Annotated in this window: 15 protein-coding genes; 14 read left to right on the top strand and 1 reads right to left on the bottom strand. The window is 41.6% G+C overall.

Going from position 1 to position 18459, the window contains the following annotated elements; translation table 11 throughout:
• Positions 1-127: 127 nt before the first annotated feature.
• The 8 genes from rpmH to SJY28_RS03405 all read left to right on the top strand — a co-directional run bounded on the left by rpmH (position 128) and on the right by SJY28_RS03405 (position 7582).
• Complete coding sequence (gene rpmH, locus SJY28_RS03440) at positions 128-262, top strand: 50S ribosomal protein L34 (protein ID WP_007394757.1); 135 nt, start codon at positions 128-130, stop codon at positions 260-262.
• A 179-nt stretch (positions 263-441) separates the two neighbouring features.
• Positions 442-813: a ribonuclease P protein component gene (rnpA, locus tag SJY28_RS03435; RefSeq protein ID WP_379543435.1), complete on the top strand. Its 372-nt coding sequence runs from the start codon at positions 442-444 to the stop codon at positions 811-813.
• 1 nt (position 814) lies between these two features.
• Complete coding sequence (yidD, locus tag SJY28_RS03430; protein ID WP_379543434.1) at positions 815-1195, top strand: membrane protein insertion efficiency factor YidD; 381 nt, start codon at positions 815-817, stop codon at positions 1193-1195.
• A 215-nt stretch (positions 1196-1410) separates the two neighbouring features.
• Positions 1411-3093 carry a membrane protein insertase YidC gene (gene yidC, locus SJY28_RS03425; RefSeq protein WP_379543432.1) on the top strand — a complete coding sequence of 561 codons (1683 nt, stop codon included), beginning with the start codon at positions 1411-1413 and terminating at the stop codon, positions 3091-3093.
• Positions 3094-3373: 280 nt separating this feature from the next.
• Positions 3374-4762, top strand: a complete 1389-nt coding sequence (gene mnmE / locus SJY28_RS03420) for a tRNA uridine-5-carboxymethylaminomethyl(34) synthesis GTPase MnmE (RefSeq protein WP_379544911.1) — start codon at positions 3374-3376, stop codon at positions 4760-4762.
• Positions 4763-4847: 85 nt separating this feature from the next.
• Positions 4848-5306 (top strand): transcriptional regulator NrdR, encoded by a 459-nt coding sequence (gene nrdR / locus SJY28_RS03415; protein WP_057762240.1) that lies wholly within the window; start codon positions 4848-4850, stop codon positions 5304-5306.
• Positions 5307-5419: 113 nt separating this feature from the next.
• Positions 5420-6475 (top strand): bifunctional diaminohydroxyphosphoribosylaminopyrimidine deaminase/5-amino-6-(5-phosphoribosylamino)uracil reductase RibD, encoded by a 1056-nt coding sequence (gene ribD, locus SJY28_RS03410; protein ID WP_379543431.1) that lies wholly within the window; start codon positions 5420-5422, stop codon positions 6473-6475.
• Between the two features lie 432 nt (positions 6476-6907).
• Positions 6908-7582 carry a riboflavin synthase gene (locus tag SJY28_RS03405; RefSeq protein ID WP_379543430.1) on the top strand — a complete coding sequence of 225 codons (675 nt, stop codon included), beginning with the start codon at positions 6908-6910 and terminating at the stop codon, positions 7580-7582.
• Positions 7583-7687: 105 nt separating this feature from the next.
• Here SJY28_RS03405 and SJY28_RS03400 read toward each other — a convergent pair whose 3' ends face one another.
• The gene (locus tag SJY28_RS03400) at positions 7688-10441 is read right to left on the bottom strand and encodes a response regulator (protein ID WP_379543429.1); all 2754 of its coding nucleotides are present in this window, start codon (positions 10439-10441) and stop codon (positions 7688-7690) included.
• A 327-nt stretch (positions 10442-10768) separates the two neighbouring features.
• On the opposite strand from SJY28_RS03400, the gene fmt reads away from it, so the two are divergent.
• The 6 genes from fmt (at position 10769) to SJY28_RS03370 (ending at position 18451) form a co-directional block, all read left to right on the top strand.
• Positions 10769-11839 carry a methionyl-tRNA formyltransferase gene (gene fmt, locus SJY28_RS03395; RefSeq protein WP_379543428.1) on the top strand — a complete coding sequence of 357 codons (1071 nt, stop codon included), beginning with the start codon at positions 10769-10771 and terminating at the stop codon, positions 11837-11839.
• Positions 11840-11904: 65 nt separating this feature from the next.
• Positions 11905-13488, top strand: a complete 1584-nt coding sequence (locus tag SJY28_RS03390; protein ID WP_379543427.1) for a transcription antitermination factor NusB — start codon at positions 11905-11907, stop codon at positions 13486-13488.
• 45 nt (positions 13489-13533) lie between these two features.
• Positions 13534-14955: a threonine synthase gene (gene thrC, locus SJY28_RS03385; RefSeq protein ID WP_379543426.1), complete on the top strand. Its 1422-nt coding sequence runs from the start codon at positions 13534-13536 to the stop codon at positions 14953-14955.
• A 331-nt stretch (positions 14956-15286) separates the two neighbouring features.
• Positions 15287-16378, top strand: coding sequence for a LysM peptidoglycan-binding domain-containing protein (locus tag SJY28_RS03380; protein ID WP_379543425.1), 1092 nt, complete (start codon positions 15287-15289; stop codon positions 16376-16378).
• A gap of 75 nt (positions 16379-16453) precedes the next feature.
• Positions 16454-17704, top strand: coding sequence for a DNA-processing protein DprA (gene dprA, locus SJY28_RS03375; protein WP_379543424.1), 1251 nt, complete (start codon positions 16454-16456; stop codon positions 17702-17704).
• Between the two features lie 117 nt (positions 17705-17821).
• Entirely contained in the window at positions 17822-18451 is a 630-nt protein-coding gene (locus SJY28_RS03370; protein WP_379543423.1) for an L-threonylcarbamoyladenylate synthase, read from the top strand.
• Positions 18452-18459: the final 8 nt, after the last annotated feature.

The raw sequence follows: 18459 nt of genomic DNA, 5'->3' as shown, positions 1-18459 counted from the left end.
TTTACTAGATTCGTATGAGGTAGCTCCTATTTAGGGACAAAGCAAATTAGTTTATTGACCAAAACTATACTGAATGGTATAATCCTCCGTTATTACGAATTTAGTCCATTATTTTGATAGGTGAGTTATGAAACGTACATTCCAACCAAGCGTGATCAAGCGTAAACGTACTCACGGTTTCCGTGCTCGTATGGCAACTAAAAAAGGCCGTCAGGTCTTAGCTCGTCGCCGTGCTAAAGGACGTCATCGCCTTACTGTATAATCAGTAGATTGCGATAAGCATGGCTAATAGTGCTTGTTGTGTTCTTATTGTTTATAGATTGCGATAGTCAATCATCACAACTAACACTTAGCCATATATTAAAAGCGCCCACATAGGCGCTTTTTTTGTCTCTATAATTTGTTATTATCTTTCCTATCGTTATTCTACTAGGTCGTACTATGTCCAATACTCTATCAGATACACCTGCAGCTAGTTTCACTAAACAGCAACGCCTGCTTACCCCTGCAGCCTTTCGTGAGGTATTTGACACACCTGAGCGTAAGATTCATCAGAGTCATTTAATGGCTTTTGTACGTGCCAACGAGCATGTACAGCCGCGAGTCGGTATGGCTATTACCAAGCGTAAAGTACCTACTGCTGTCGCTCGTAATCTAATCAAAAGGTACGTGCGTGAAGAGTTCCGTACCAAAGCTTTTAAAATGGAAAATAAAGATATTGTTTTTATTGTCAAAAAATCTATTAAAGATATAGATAATAAAGAAATAAAAAATCAAATAATTAATATATTTAAAAAAATAGAAAAAAAATAAAATGAATATTTTATTAAAAATAAAAAATATAAATAAAATTTTCTATAAAATATTTTTTAATTTAATTGTTTTTTATCAAAAAATAGTTAGTCCTACAATACCTGCTCGTTGTCGCTATTATCCGACATGCTCAAATTATGGCAAACAAGCTTTGACATGGCATGGCGCTCGTAAGGGTGGTTGGTTGTTGTTAAAACGTCTTAGTAGGTGTCACCCTTTAGGTGGGCACGGTATAGACTTTGTACCCTTACCCTTAGCTTCTTATAGATATCAATACATATCTTTTACTGATATACCAAATACTGACAATCAGGGTTTGGGTGTCTATCGAGACAATACTAGTTATGTTTCACAGCTTAATTATTTGATGAAATTAACATAAAGTCACTTTCTATAGTCTCAGATAGATACTCTGTTGAGTTACCCACAAGTTATCCACACTCTTTGTATCATTTGAGACAGATTTTTAGTAAAATGATGCACATTTTATGTAAATGACTACTGATTCAGTTGCAATGTGACAGGGCAGCTGTGTAGTACAGTCATGACACATGCCCTAATTTTTCATTCCCTAATTTTTTAATCTAGGAAAGGTTTATGCAAAAGATATTTCGGGTGATGATCATCATTGCGATGCTAATTACCGCTTATCTGCTGATTTTGGCATGGCGAGATGATTATGCCGATGCTCCAGCTGTAGATGCGGTGCCAGAAACTACAAGTTCGGTAGGTGCTGACATTCCTTCTACTACTGGTGCAGCAGGTGATATCCCGGTACAGACATTACCTGTGGATAATGGTGCTGTGACAGCGACTCCTGCGAAAAACGCTGGTCTAATCACGGTAACAACTGATCGCTATGATATAAAAATCAATCCAGAAGGCGGTGATATTGTTTATGCTGCACTCAAGCAGTATGACGCAACGCTCGATAGCGATAAGCCTTTCGTATTGTTAGAAAACAATAGTAACCGTGTGTATGTGGCTCAATCTGGACTTATTGGTCAGAACGGTATTGATACAGCAGAAGGTAGAGCAACTTATAACCATACTGCTAACAATTATGTGATGGAAGATGGACAGCAAACGTTGTCAGTGCCGCTTACTTATAAAAAAGACGGCGTGACGATTACCAAGACTTTCACTTTCACTGAAAATAAATATCCAATCGATATTAGCTATCAGATCCAAAACGCGTCTACCAATGCTTGGCAAGGTCAGATGTTTGCGCAATTAAAGCGTGATGATAGTAAAGATCCTGGTATGTCTGATAAAGGCGCGCTAAGCATGGCGACTTATCTAGGCGGCGCTTGGGGTACCCCGGATGATCCTTATAACAAGCTGAAATTTGGCGACTTTAGTGATGGTGAGTTGACGACGACTAGCGATAAAGGCTGGGTTGGTATCGTACAGCATTACTTTGTATCTGCTTGGACGCCTGAAAACTTCACTGGTAAATTCTTTACTCGTGAAACAGGTAGTGATTACTTTATCGGCTTCAATAGCCAACCGGTGAACGTAGCACCAAACAAACAAGTTACTTTAAATGCAACACTATATGCAGGTCCAAAAGTTCAGTCTGAGCTAAAAGACGTTGCGGTAGGCCTTAATAAAACAGTTGATTATGGTCTGCTATGGCCAATATCAAAGGTCTTGTTTGCTATCTTGGAAGGTGTGCATAAGGTTGTTGGTAACTGGGGTTGGTCAATTATTTTACTGACTATCTTAGTAAAAATTGCCTTAATGTGGTTCTCTAATAAGAGCTATTACTCGATGGCTAAAATGCGTGCCATTGCGCCGAGACTCAAAGTGCTTAAAGAAGAGCATGGCGATGATCGTATGAAAATGTCGCAAGAGATGATGGCGATATACAAAGAAGAAAAAGTCAATCCGATGGCGGGTTGTCTACCGATCTTGATGCAGATGCCTATTTTCTTAGCTTTATATTGGGTGTTGGTAGAGAGTGTTGAGCTGCGTCATGCACCATGGATTTTGTGGATTCAAGATCTATCAGCGATGGACCCATGGTTTATCTTGCCGTTGCTAATGGGTGCGTCGATGTTTGTGCAGCAGCAGTTGAATCCGCAGCCAGCAGATCCGATGCAAGCAAAAGTCATGAAGTTCTTGCCGATTATCTTTACTGCATTCATGCTGTTCTTCCCAGCAGGTTTGGTTTTATATTGGACAGTCAATAACTTGTTTAGTATGACTCAGCAATATATTGTCAATAAAAAAGTCGATGAAGAGCAAAAGCGTCGTACGGTAAAAGTGGTCGATTAATTAGTTCTTTATCAGAAACACCAAAAACCATCGCGCAAGCGGTGGTTTTTTTATAGGTGGTGGATAAGTAGTAAATGTTATCCACAGCTTATCAACATCATCCACAGCTTATAAATATTGAAACGAAAATATATCTGCTGCGGCTACCTTTCAAAGTTTGCTTTGTCAGTATGAGTCCAGACGTCTATAATGGAGCTTTTAAACATTGAGAGTCATTGTGGATTCCTTAGAGACAGCATTAGCCGTACCTAATTCTTCTGAAAAGTCTAATACATCTGGATTGGCTACAATTGCTGCGATTGCAACGCCGCTTGGGCGAGGAGGTGTGGGTGTCATACGTCTGTCAGGTAGTCGTGCTTACGACATAGCATGCGCTCTAACAGGTAAGTCTACTTTTACGCCGCGGATGGCCAGCTTTTGTCGTTTTTATCAAGCTGACGGCACTGTCATCGATGAGGGATTGGTCTTATTCTTCAAGGGCCCACATTCATTCACAGGTGAGGATGTGATTGAGCTGCAAGGGCATGGTGGTGTTATTTTGCAAAACCAGTTGCTTGCACGAGTTTTTGAGCTAGGTGCCAAGCAAGCAAGTGCAGGAGAGTTCTCTTACCGTGCTTTTGATAATGATAAGTTGGACTTGGTGCAGGCAGAAGCGATCGCTGATGCGATTGATGCGACCAGTGCTGCCGCGGCCAGTAGTGCAATTCGTTCTTTAAGTGGTGAGTTTTCACAGAAAATTAACCAACTATTAGAACAACTAATTCACCTTCGTTTACATGTTGAAGCTGCGATTGATTTCCCTGATGAAGAGGACGTGGACTTTTTGTCTGATGGAGTCATACAAAGCAAGCTTGAGCAGGCGCAAGATAAGATACAACAAGTTCTAGCAACGGCAAAGCAAGGTCAGCTTTTGCGCGACGGTATCCATGTCGTGCTAGCAGGTAGGCCAAACGCAGGTAAATCTAGCTTACTTAACCGCCTTGCAGGACAAGAGCGTGCTATCGTGACTGATGTCGCGGGTACTACACGTGATACGTTGCAAGAGACAGTCGTACTCAATGGTTTGACGCTACATCTGACTGATACGGCAGGCCTACGCGAGACAGAAGACACTGTGGAGCGTATCGGAATTGAGCGTGCCCGTACTGCCATCACGCAAGCTGATATGCTACTGATGGTCTACGATGTGACTCGCGATGTTGAAGAAGAGAGCACACCGTTACAGCTTGCTGAACAGTTATTTGGTGAGTTACCAGAAGCTAAACGCTTACTAATCATTGCTAATAAAAGCGACTTATTGAGTGATAATGATAGAGAAGAAAGTGCTGCTAAGACCCAAGCTGAAATCAAAAATAGAGGTTATCAGCAAGTTAATGTTTCATGTGAAACAGGTATTGGTATCGATAATTTGGTTGAAGCACTATGTGAGAAAGTAGGCTTTCATCCACCAGAGAATAGCTTAATCGCTCGTACCAGACATTTAGATGCCCTTAGACGAACTGCTAGTTTCTTGGAAGAAGCTCATGAACAATTAACCGTATTTGAAGCGGGTGAGTTGGTTGCTGATAGCTTACGTCAAGCACAGCAGAGTTTGGGTGAAATCACAGGTGAGTTTAGCGCCGATGACTTATTAGGTAGGATATTTGGCAGCTTTTGTATTGGTAAATAACTAGTAAACGGTGTTCTTCATTATTAATGAATTAGCTATCTTGAAAACACTGCTCTTATTCTCAATCGTCAAATAAGGAAATGCTATGCACTGTCCGTACTGTAATGCGTCAGAGACCAAGGTTATTGACTCACGTCTTGCTGCGGAAGGTGCACAAGTGCGTCGACGCCGTTCGTGTAACAGCTGCCAAGAACGTTTCACGACTTTTGAGATGGTAGAAGTAGTCATGCCAAGAATTATCAAATCAAGCAACAAGATTGAACCTTATGACAATGAAAAGCTGCGCCGTTCTATTTTACTACCTTTACAAAAGCGTCCCATCACTATCGATGAGCAAGAGGCGATGATTAGTCGTATTGAAAAGCGTGTTAGGCAGATGGGTGAGCGAGAAATCAGTAGTAAAGTCTTGGGTGAAATCATCATGAGTGAACTCAAAACTTTGGATGATGTCGCCTATGTACGCTTTGCTAGCGTGTATCGCGACTTTCAAGATATCGATGCATTTCATCAGGAAATTGCCAATATTCGTCCAAATGAAAAATAAGCGAAGCAAGCTTTTAAGTAAGCCCTAGTTGATAATTGAATCCTAATTACCAATCAGCTTTCAACGCTTATTTTCTTATATAGAATTCTCAACTATTTATTAAGCCTAGCCTTATGTCTATTCAAAGCCATACTCAAAATGCTCAAGACCGCTACTTTATGATGCTTGCTATCGAACAAGCGAAGCGTGGTTTGTATACTACTAGACCGAATCCTGCAGTAGGCTGCGTTATTGTTCAGACAGAGCAGATTGTTGGTCAAGGGTTTCATCCGAAAGCTGGTGAGCCACATGCAGAAGTGTTTGCGTTGAAAGAAGCGGGTATACGAGCAGCAGGAGCAACTGCTTACGTAACATTAGAGCCCTGTAGTCATACAGGACGTACGCCGCCATGTGCGTTGGCGCTAGTTGCTGCTAAGGTAAAGCGCGTTGTGATTGCAGGTCTGGATCCAAATCCGCAGGTCGCAGGTCGCGGTGTGAAACTATTAGAACAAGCTGGCATTGAGGTAACAGTCGGTGTCCTGACAGAGCAGGCAGAGGCACTAAACCGTGGTTTTCTAAAAGCCATGCGCACTAAAATGCCATACATACGATTGAAAATAGCGACCAGTCTAGACGGTCGTACAGCGATGGCATCTGGTGAATCAAAGTGGATTACCTCGACAGCTGCCCGCGAAGACGTACAAAAATTACGAGCACAAAGTGGCGCGATTATCACAGGCAGTGAAACCGTAATAACTGATAACCCGCAGCTCAATGTGCGCTCAAGACAACTGGACGTACCACCTGAGAAAATACCTAATCCCAAAATAGTCATACTTGATAGGCGTCAGCGTTTAAAGCACAGCCTACAGTCTGATTATCAGCTGTGCCGGCATCCAGATACTATCTATTGGCATAAAGATGATTTACCAGCGTTGTTAGCAAAGTTAGTCAGTAAGCATCAATGCTATGACGTGCTAGTAGAAGCAGGTGCTAGTGTTGCAGGTAGCTTTTTGAGTCAACGGTTGGTAGATGAGTTAATCGTATATCAAGCACCTTGCTTACTTGGTGATAACGCTCGTCCAATGGTTGATTTCAATCCTATGTTCCTTGCTCAGCAGTTACGATTTGATATAGAAAGCCATCAGCAGCTTGGCTCAGATCTCAAGTTAACCTTATTACCTTTATAAATATTCTCCGTATAAGTAGGTTTTCCACAAATTATAAAAAAAAGCTTGGAATATGGATAAATCAATTATTAATTTACGTGTTTCACATGGAACTGTGTATAACTTTGTTTCACATGAAACACAAAAGATGTTTCTATTTCGATTATTTTAATAAATATCTATATAAATCAATACTTTAACATTTTATTTATAAATAAATAGGTTTCATGTGAAATTTTCATTTGTTGTGGATAACTATGTATGTATAGCGACTTCTAGCTATACCTCTATTGATTTATCCTTACTTATCCACAATCTATCCTATTAAAGGTCAAGCCTAACGATGTTTCACTGTCAGTTATTTGAACAAGTTGTGATAAAGAATTGGTTGATGATTTGATAAACTAAAACATATCGCCTATAACGGCAATACTGTAATGAGATGAGGATAATATGTTTACTGGAATTATAGAAAGCGTTGGAAAAGTTAAATCTATGCAGGCTACAGGCGGTGATATACGTTTGACAGTAGAGTCTGATGACTTAGATTTCAGTGACGTGAAGCTAGGCGATTCTATTGCATCAAATGGTATTTGTTTAACCGTGGTGGAGCTCGGAAGTAATTACTACTCTGTTGATGTCTCACGTGAAACTATTGCTAGAACAGCATTAGAAGGGTTAAAAGCAGGTCATACAGTCAATCTAGAAAAGGCCATGCTACCGACGACTCGTTTTGGTGGTCATATCGTCGCTGGCCATGTAGATGGAGTAGGGGTCGTTAGCAAATTACAACAAGATGCTCGTTCTATTTATATAGAGATTGAGATACCGCAAGAGCTAGCGCACTATACAGCGACCAAAGGCTCTATCACAGTAGATGGTATTAGCCTAACGACCAATTTAGTACGTGACAATATTGTCTCTCTAAATATCATTCCGCATACTGCTCAAGTGACGAATATTGCTAAGCATTGGTTAGTAGGCAACAAAGTGAATATTGAAGTAGATATCGTTGCCCGTTATCTAGAACGTCTACTAAATAAATCTCAATCTGGCGGTATGAACGCATCAAGCCAGCAAAGCCAAATCACAGAAGTATTTTTGGCCGATAATGGGTTTATGAAATAACAACTAAGCTTACCGAAATATCATCCTCGCACCAAGTTTTTGACCCTATCGATATTATTTTGATTAAGTGATATCGATAGGGTATTTTTTATTTGAACTAGAGATTTATTGTATAAAACTCTGCAAAACAGATTCTAAGTCTTTTTTGCTAATGGGTTTGGATAAAAACTCGTCCATACCAACTTGCATACAAGCCTCGCGATCTTCTTCTGTATTATTTGCAGTTAGCGCCACAATCGGTATTTTATCACCTTGTGAACGAATCACTTGTGTGGCTTGTAAGCCATCCATAATGGGCATTCGGCAGTCCATCAAAATCAAAGAAATCTCTTCACGTTGGCTTTTGAGTTTCTCGAGTGCTTGCTGTCCATCTTCTGCGACAATACTACGATAACCAAGCTTACTTAACATCTTACAGGCTATCTTTTGGTTAGTAGGACTGTCTTCTACGACCAAAATCAATGGAGACAAGGTTTCTTTCTTAGGTATATCTTCTACAAAAGATAGACTGCTGTCATATTGATGTTTGACCAGTATGTTTAGCGTTTTCCTTGCAAACAAGGTTAAGCGTAGCAGTTCAGAAAGTAATAAACTTGCGTCCAAGGGTTTAGTCAAAAATCCATCGTATTGGCCTAGTAAAGTAGAAGGGATATGCCTTTCAAGTTTCATGCTAAGTAATATCTTCGGTAGTGAAGGCGTAGTGACTAGGTCATTTAATGCTTCTTGCTGCTCGCTATACTTGTTGCTCGCATGAGTTGATAAAGTGATGGATTCACTGTATTCATAATCTAATAACAAGACAGGAATGACGGTTTGCTCATCTTGCCTTAATTTATTTTTTAGCTGCTGTACAGTCGCTCTATCTAAAGTGCTGTAGATAGTCACGGATATCGTTAAGTACTCACACAAGCGTTGTAAATGTTCAGCAACTAGAGGCTGATTGATGATAGCGATAAGGTGAATATGGGGCAGCTGCGAACAACGATGATATACCGATTGATAAGTGGTATGAGGATAAGGAAGGTAGAGGCTAAATATTGTTTCTTTATCCACCGTATTACTTAGTTCGATGAAACCGCCGAGTAACTGAGCAAAGCTATTGGCATCACTCAAGCCAATATTACTGTCTTCAACTAAGTTATGAGTGCTTTGATTCAAGATATTGACTAATTGATTTTTTCTCTCAGGAGTAATAGTTGCTCCAGTGTCTTTTACGCTAAACCGAATCCAATAAGATGTCTGCGCAGGCATTGTCGTGTCATTGTTAGGAGTTAAAGGCTGATTACTTATTCGCGTTACTTTATCTTCAGGTACACGATCAACAGTGAGCGCGACATAGCCTGATGTTGTAAAACTAATAGCGTTTTTCAATAGGTTTAATAGGATATGGTGCAGTCGAATGTAATCAGTTTCGATGTAACGAGGACAGTCCGGTGCAAAGAAATAGATCAATTCTAACCCTTGTTGTCTTATTTCTTTTGTGACTAAATTGCTAACCTCTTTGCTTACCTTATAAATATCAACCGTTTCGATACTTAGACGTGTTTTTCGGACTTCAATCTCCTCTGTGGCTAGTGTCTCATTGAGCACAGTCAACATGCTTTGACTGGTTGTAATCAATGTATTTAGAGTCTTTTTGCCTTGAGCCGTCAATGTTGAAGGGTCGATGGGTTCCAACGAATCAATTATCTTCTCTAGTGGTATCCTTAACTTACGACCTATAGATGCTTGGGCTTCGTTTGATTCATCAATTTGTAATTGCAGTTGTTGGTTGTGCAGCTGTAATTGCTCAGATTGATGGAAAATCTCATCGACATTATTAAAAATCACAGTAAAACCGTGAACTTGCCCATGTTCGCCGAACCATGGTGTTATGTGTAGTTGGTAGGTTTGTTTGTTCTCCAAGCCATATACTATCAGTGTGCGAGTAACGCGTAAACTTGAGATGGTTTTTAAGAGTATTTGAGTGGCCTCATCTTTCCCTTCAACGAAATCAGTCAGCTCATAGCTCTGTTCCCTCTGGGTAGGAGGGACAAATACTTGCTCAAAGCGTTGATTATAGAAACTAATTTGACCATGTCGTATACTCATCAACATCGGTAAGGGTGCCTGATCAACTAAGCGTTCTAAACGATGAGTCAATGTTTTTATACGCCGATAGTCATTATGTAGTTGGTAGCTGACACGACTTAATGCATGACCTAACAGCATGAACTCTGTAGTAGATTTCTTTTGTAGAAACGGCGGCGGCGTATAAGATTCTTTTGCGCGGCTACTCAAATTATCGGTATAAACCAGTAATTGCTCCCAGTTAGTACGACGATTGAGCATATAGAGCAATGCCATGAAGAATAGTATGATGGCGACCATCAAAGGGAGCCAATAACGGTAAGATATCCAGTCAACAACAAAAGGCTCATGACGTAATACGATATAAATCTGATGTCCGCTTTTTAGATTAATGATCCCTGTTAGTTCATTACTATTGACAGTATAAAAGCTATGGTCGCTGCTGCTAGAAGCTGATGTACCGATGGTAGGGAAAGCAACGGTAGAAAAAGCAGATTCATTAGGACGAGTATTATGATGAATATAGGTCTGCCCAGAAGGCATCATCAAAATCAGCTGATAACTCAGTTGATCAAAAGTAGGTTGTTCTAAGATTTTTTTTATTTCACTATCTACAGGTGCTGCATGCTCAATAATACTGTGCTGTAGGGCATAAAAAGTATCTATGCTATGTTGCTCACTATGTTTTTTTATCCCATCAAACAGTGTGACATAGTACAGCAGTAACATAACCGTGAGAGACAAGGTATAGAAAATCAATAAGCGCTGTAAGGACTGAAACTGTTGCATGAAAGCGTGGCCCTATCTCGACACGAAAGAATATAGTGAAATAAAAATGAAGTTTCTACATATAGTAGGTGAATTATACGACAGTTGAATTGTCTAAAATTTTTAGTGTTACCTTCTATTTATAGCAGAATAACGGCTTACTGTTTACAGAGAGTGGTTATTAACACCAAATTGTTTTGTAAAAGATATAAATAGAACGTTCGATGTCCTTGATATTATAAAGGCAAATAATGTCATTGGTGATCATGAAGTGAGGTCATTACAATCATGGCACTGCGCCGTAAACTCACCTATAATGAACAAATAAACCTTATATAATGCATGATTATGACTACAACTGCTCCTACCTTTGATACATCTAACTCGCTTACTGACTATGATAACCCAACTACTAACCGATTAAGGGTAGTATTTGCGGGTACGCCTGAATTTGCTGCTATTAGCCTTGAGTCGTTAATTAAGCAGCAAGAAGCGCTGAATATAGAGATAGTCGCTGTTTATACGCAGCCTGATCGTAAAGCAGGTCGTGGTCAAAAGTTGTCAGCCTCCGCGGTAAAAGAAGTTGCATTGGCACATGATATCGCTGTCGAGCAGCCAGTCACTTTTAAAAAGTCTAGTGCAGAAGGTCTAGCTGCTAGGCAAACTCTGCGTACCTATCAACCAGATGTGATGATTGTCGCCGCTTACGGGTTGATCCTACCTATCGGTGTATTAGAGACGCCTACTCATGGTTGCTTGAATATTCACGCTTCACTGTTGCCACGCTGGCGCGGTGCTGCACCTATCCATCGTGCACTCTTGGCCGGAGATGATGAGACCGGCATTACCATTATGCAGATGGACAAAGGTCTTGATACAGGTGATATGCTTTATAAAGTCAGCGAAAGTATTGCCTCTGATGATACCGCTGCTAGCCTACATGATAAGATGGCGGCACTTGGTGCGACAGCCATTAGTACGGTATTAAAGGATTTGCACACTTATCAAGCGCAAGCTATCACTCAAGACGATAGTCAAGCCAACTATGCTGAAAAGCTGGTCAAAACGGAAGGTGAAGTTGACTGGTCGCAGCCTGCTGCCGCTATTGAACGCCAAATTCGTGGGCTGACACCATGGCCAGGTGCTTATACTTTCCTAGCAGGGCAGCGCGTTAAAATACTGGCTAGCTTACCTGTAAATACATCGCAGCAAACCAATGAGCCTGCTGGAACTGTTATCAGTGTCGGACGAAAAGCGATTTTAGTCGCTTGTGGCAAAGAGAGTGACGCTGAATCATCAGCCACCACTTTAGCCATTACTCACTTGCAGTTTGCGGGTGGTAAGCCAATGACAGCTGAACAAGTTTGCCATGGCAACCAATTAAATGATGGCGATCAATTTACATCAGAAACAAAATAACGTTACTTATATCTAACCTACTTGCACAAGACGCTATCGATCATACGTCAAGGAAATGAAATTTAATGAGACAAAACAGTACTGCGCCTAGAAACAATAAGCTCAAACCATCAAGCAATCTTATTATGAATGGCAGCGTACGCGTGCGTGTGATTCGTACCTTACTGGCTATTCAAAATGGTCAGTCGCTCTCAAGCGTCCTTGATCCATTGCTAAATAGTCTGCACGATGGTGACAAAGGCTTTGCTCATGCATTGCTGCTCACGACATTGCGCCAGTGGCACGCGTTGGCACGTTTGCTCGATAGCTTAGCAGACAACCCTATCGACGAAGTTGAAGTTCGTACCACCATTCAAGTCGGCTTAGTACAGTTGCTTTACTTAGAAGTGGCTGACCATGCTGCGATTCATGAAACCGTTGAAGCTGCCAAAGAAATTGAGTTCGCTCATTCGACTGGTTTGGTAAATGCTATTTTGCGTAAAGTTGCCAAGAATCCAAGCAAATTCCGTAAGAAATGCGATAAAAAGCATAGTCTACCGAATTGGCTCGCTTATCAGCTTAAGCAAGATTGGAGCGAACAGTATGATGAGCTGACACAAGGCTTGCGCCAACCAGCCCCGATGTTTTTACGAGTGAATTCTGCGGTTACTTCGGTAGAAGATTATCAGCATGCATTGGATGGCGCAGAAATTGATGCTGATATCGTTAAGCTAACGACTGGCTTTAAGGTAACGAGCTCATCAGAGTCTACCGCTGCTACGATATCAACCAAAGGTCTTAGACTACATCAAAGCACTGCCGTTAACGCTTTGCCTGATTTTGCTTTAGGAACGGCTAGCGTCCAAGACATGCACGCCCAGCTAGCTGCACCGATTATCAATAAAGCATTAATGGCTAAGCTCAGTGCTGAAGAATCTGATACGGAAAATACGAATAATGAGATACACATTTTAGATGCTTGTGCGGCACCTGGTGGCAAGCTTGCTCATTGGTTAGAGCTCATGAGCGCTAGTGACAAGTCATCGTTGTTTCACGTGAAACAAGACAACAATGAGATATCATCCGAAACGTCACCTGCGATTACTGATATCAAAGTAACAGCTATCGATAATGAAGCACCACGTATCGAGCGTATTCGTGAGAACTTACAGCGCCTAAATTTAAGTCAGCATGATTTGCAGCAAGCGGATAACAGTATCGCATTGAATATTGTCTGTGCAGATGCGACCAGATGGCAGCATGGAAAAAATAAAAAAGCAGCTACCAATGAGCCGGTATTTGATGCGATATTATTGGACTCTCCTTGTACTGCGACTGGCGTGATTCGCCGTCATCCAGATATCAGTATCTTACGTACTGAAGAAGACATCGAGCAAACGGCACTGGTGCAAGCAGATATCTTGCATAACTTATGGCCACAACTCAAAGCTGGCGGTTATCTGCTGTACGTGACATGTTCCATCTTAAAGCAAGAAAACGTCGAGCAAATGCAGGACTTTATCACTCATCATAATGATGCAGTAGTGATCGAGTTTACTGAAGATTGCAACTGGGGTATCGAACAAGCAATCGGTCGTCAGTGCTTGCCGATTGATAGCGCGAGTGGCGATGGTTTTTATTATGCATTGCTACAAAAAACTGCTGAATAAACCGTTTTAATTATTGAATAACATTATTGTAGACAGGACAATCTAATGAAATATATCAGTACCCGTGGTCAGACAGCGCCGATGGATTTTAGTGATGTGCTTTTGATGGGTCTTGCCCCAGACGGTGGTTTGATGTTGCCTGAGCATTATCCAAATATCGATAGTGCAACCCTTGATGAATGGCGTATGCTCAGCTATCCGCAGCTTGCGATGGCGATTATGCAGCGTTTTGCCACTGATATTCCTATGGCGGATTTGCAAGATATCATTGAGCGTACTTACACTGCTGATGTGTTTGGTTCCGACGAGATTGTTCCTGTCCGCAAGCTCGAAGATAATTTATATATTCTAGGATTATCAAACGGTCCGACATTGGCATTTAAAGATGTTGCCATGCAGTTTTTGGGCAATGCGTTCGAGTATGTACTTAAGAAAAAAGACGCACGTATTACGATCATTGGTGCGACCAGTGGTGACACGGGTAGTGCAGCAGAGTATGCATTGCGCGGTAAAGAAAATATCGAAGTCTTTATGCTGTCACCACATGGCAAAATGAGTGAGTTCCAGCGTGCGCAGATGTATAGTTTGACCGATGCTAATATTCATAACATTGCTATCGATGGGATGTTTGATGATTGTCAAGACATCGTTAAAGCGCTACAGCAAGATGCCGAGTTTAAAGCGGCTTATAATTTAGGCACGGTAAACTCTATCAACTGGGGTCGTATCCTAGCGCAGATTGTTTATTACTTTAAAGCTTACTTTGCGGTCACGACGAGCAACGATAAAAAAGTCAGCTTTAGCGTACCATCAGGTAACTTCGGTAATATCTGTGCCGGTCACATCGCTCGCGAAATGGGATTGCCAATTGAGCGTCTGATTGTCGCAACCAATGAAAACGACGTTTTAAATGACTTTTTTAACCAAGGTGCTTATCAGCCGCGTCCGACTGAAAAAACCTACGTAACCTCTAGTCCGTCGATGGATATTTCAAAAGCATCTAACTTTGAGCGTTTTGTTTATTTGCTATTAGAAAAAGACAGCGTACGCGTTCATGAGTTATTTGAAGGGGTGAAATCTGGTCAAGGTTTCGATTTATCTGAGCTAATGGAAGCAGTTAATAATCGTTATGGCTTTGCTGCTGGTAAATCTACTCATAGCGACCGCTTGCAGACTATCAAAGCGCTTTATGAGCAGCATGGTGAATTGGTTGATCCACATACCGCAGACGGAATTAAAGTCGCTAAAGAGCTACAGCTAGATGGCGAAATCATCGTTTGTGCAGAGACAGCATTACCCGTTAAGTTTGCGGACACTATTGTTGAGGCTATTGGTCAGATAGATATCGCTCGTCCAGCACATACTGAAGGGTTAGAAGATTTATCACAGTACGTAGTGGTACTGGAAAACAAGGCTGAACTGGTTGCTGAACAAATCCGCCAACATGTCGCACCGAATCCTGCTTAAGTAACTACGGTCTTTAGACTCATCATTGACAAAGAAAAGTATCCGCGTGAAAGTTACACCATTGTAATAAAGTGTTTATGATTGTGTTATGGTAGATATAATTGTAATATTAGAAACGGCGTCAGCAAGTCATCATCGTGCTAGGCGCTTTTTTAGGAATTATTCTAGCCAATTACACTGAACAGTTACCCTATAATTTTCATAAGAATTTTATTAATAAATTACTGATATAGTTAAATTTTTATTAATTTAAAGTGTTTTTACAGTGATAAGTTAAGTACGGTTCTTTATGACAAGCACAGTGGTACATATTGTGGATATAACGATGAAGATGAGCTTAAAAAAGATAGCAAAAGCACTATTAATTACGACGTTTAGTAGTGCCATGTTGATGACCACAGCCCACGCAAACAATCCACCACCTACTATCAAGGCAGATGCACCCAATCGTTATATCGTGAAAAAAGGCGATACATTATGGGATATCTCAGGTCGTTATCTAGATAGCCCTTGGCGTTGGAAAGAAATTTGGGCCACTAATAAACAAATTAAAAATCCAAACCTTATTTACCCTAATGATGTTCTCATACTTTGTGTGATTCAAGGTAAAACGCTAATTGGTGTTGATACAGGTGAAGGTTGTGCTGGCGTTGAAAAGCAGCTTACTGCGAATGTAAGTACAAGTACTGTGGCTCTTACCTCAACGGCTAACAGTGTTCCTCCTATTCCATTATCTGCTATTCAGCATTGGCTTGATAAAACACTTATCGTTAATCCTCAAGACTTTAATACCACGCCTTATATTTTGGCTTCTAAAAACCGTAACTTGATTACTGCGAGCGGTGATAAAGTCTATGCTAAAGGCGTACCGCTTATCGTAGGCCAGCGTTACGGCGTCTACCGTGAGGGTGAGCTATATGTAGACCCCAAAACTCAAGAAGTGATGGGTTTAGAAGTTACGCAGGTAGCGACAGGACTAGTAACTTCTACAGAAAGTAATGGTGTGACTAGCTTGCAGCTTATTGATAGTTATGGCAAAGAAGTGCGTGAAGGGGATCGCGTATTCGTAGAGTTAGATAACGCTATTCCTCCCGTCTTCTATCCAACGCCTGCAAGTGTTAGTCGCGGCGGTATGATCGTACGTGTGATGGACTCTATCAGCTCGGCTGCGAAGGGTAGTGTGGTCGCCATCAATTTAGGTAGTTTACAAGGTGCTAAGCCAGGTGATGTGCTGACGGTTTATCAAAAAGGGCCTTTGGTACGTGATACTAAAGACAATGACACACCAGTACGTTTACCAAACGAGCCTAGCGGTATGGTGATGGTTTTCAATACCTTTGACCACATCAGCTATGCTTATGTACTAGACTCTGAGCTACCACTCAATATTGGCGATCAGTTATTACCACCCCCTTATTTATAAATAGCTATAAGGCTTTATTAAGTAATATATTAAACTGAATCCTAATCTAAGCTTGCCTATACGAGACAGATGATAATGACGGCAGTCACCTCTTCTTTATCCGACGATCAGCGCGCTATCTTAGCGCTGTGGTACGAGGTGAATGCGTCGTTATCTGCTTATCACAAACTGATCACTTCTTTTGGTTATCCGCAGCTTGCTTGGCAAGCCAAAGTAGAGGCATGGAAGCAGCTAGGTATTCACCACACCCATCTCAAACGTCATGAGCAGCCAGAGCAAACACTCGCCAATATCGATAAGATTCAGCAAGCATTGGTAGATGGGCGTTATGGTTTGCTATTCGCTGATGACGCCGATTATCCTGCCCAACTCTCACAAATCTATGACCCACCGCCATTATTATTTTATCGTGGGAATAGTGCGCGCCTGCATCAAGCACAAATCGCTATAGTAGGTAGCCGCAAACCCACTGCACATGCGCAAAAAATCACGTTTGATATGGCGCAGTACTTAGCGCAAGCAGGTTATATTGTTACTAGCGGTCTGGCTATGGGTGTAGATAAACGCGCACATTTAGGCGCGCTAGCACAAGCAGACCCTGACTATCAGGGACGGACGGTTGGTGTCATGGGTACAGGGATCGATGTGAACTATCCCAATCATCGGGATCTGTTATTTACTCAAATTATTGAGCAAGGTGGCTGCATCATTAGTGAGCTACTACCACACACGCAGCCGCATAAACATACTTTTCCGCGTCGCAATCGTTTGGTAGCTGGGCTGAGTCTGGCGACCATTGTGACGGAAGCGACAATCAAAAGCGGCTCGCTTATCACAGCACGCCTCACGTCTGAGCAAGGTAAACAGGTCTTTGCTATTCCTAGCCATATTGATAACAGCAATGCAGAAGGTTGCCATCATTTAATACGTGAAGGCGCGACCTTGGTTTATCATCCTCAGCAAGTACTAGAAGACGTCAATGGTCAGCTTGACTATGATAAAGGCGCTTATAGAACAGCGAACGCTACTAACTCTAATAGCAATCACTCGAATGTCATTCAGACTTCCGATGCGTTTGAGATAGAGAAAAACTCAATCAAATCTACTAGCCAGCAATCATCCTCTGAGATAAAGCCTGCGCGCAGCACAGTCGTTGTGCCTGAGCATTTAACTGCAATCTATGAGCAGCTTGACTGGCATGGGCAAGATTTAGATGCGCTTATTAGTGCAACCAAGCTTGCACCGCCGCAGTTGATTGGACAGCTAATGGAGCTTGAGTTAATGGGTCTTATCAGCGAACAAGGTGGACGATATTTACGCGTTTAAAGTATCGTAAATATTCCTTATTGGACACTGGCATAGATAGTACTTAATTATAGTCTCTCCTAGATAATATCTCTCTTATGGTATTATTAGAATTTACTTCTACGAACCATTTAAGTCATGAATCAACCCACACCTCTTATTACTGATTCCGCTACCCAAGCCGCTAAGTGGCTAAAAGAAGGGCAACTGCTCGCGTACCCTACAGAAAGCGTTTGGGGTATTGGTTGCGACCCTTATGACCAAGCAGCTGTTCAGCGTATTTTGGATATCAAACAACGTCCACAAGCCAAAGGCATGATAGTTGTAACTGATAGTGCGTCTCGCTTAGCACCTTTGCTAGCCTCTTTAAATGATGTTCAGCGCCAGCAGGTTATTGATAGCTGGCAGACAGACGATAGTAGAGATGAACAGCACAATCGCCAAGCACATACTTGGTTATTACCGATTCCTCAGCCGCTTGCGAACACTGTGCCCACTTGGATTACCGGTCAGCATCAGACTATTGCTGTTCGAGTTATCTCGCATCCTACAGTTCGTCAGCTTTGCCAGCAGGTGGTCAGTGAGCAGAACCCATTTGGTCTATTGGTTTCTACAAGCTGCAACCCGTCAGGTCAAATACCTGCTAGCACTTTTGAGGCCGCCTATGCTTATTTCGAAGAGCAAATTGGTTATTTGCAGGGCGATACTTTAGGTTATACCTTGCCTAGCCAGATTCGTGATGCAACGACAGGTTTCGTCGTTCGATAGCGTTGTCT

It is taken from the genome of Psychrobacter sp. R86515 (genome assembly GCF_042466315.1).
In the GTDB taxonomy this organism is placed as follows: Bacteria; Pseudomonadota; Gammaproteobacteria; order Pseudomonadales; family Moraxellaceae; genus Psychrobacter.
This window is presented reverse-complemented; position numbering and strand designations above follow the sequence as displayed.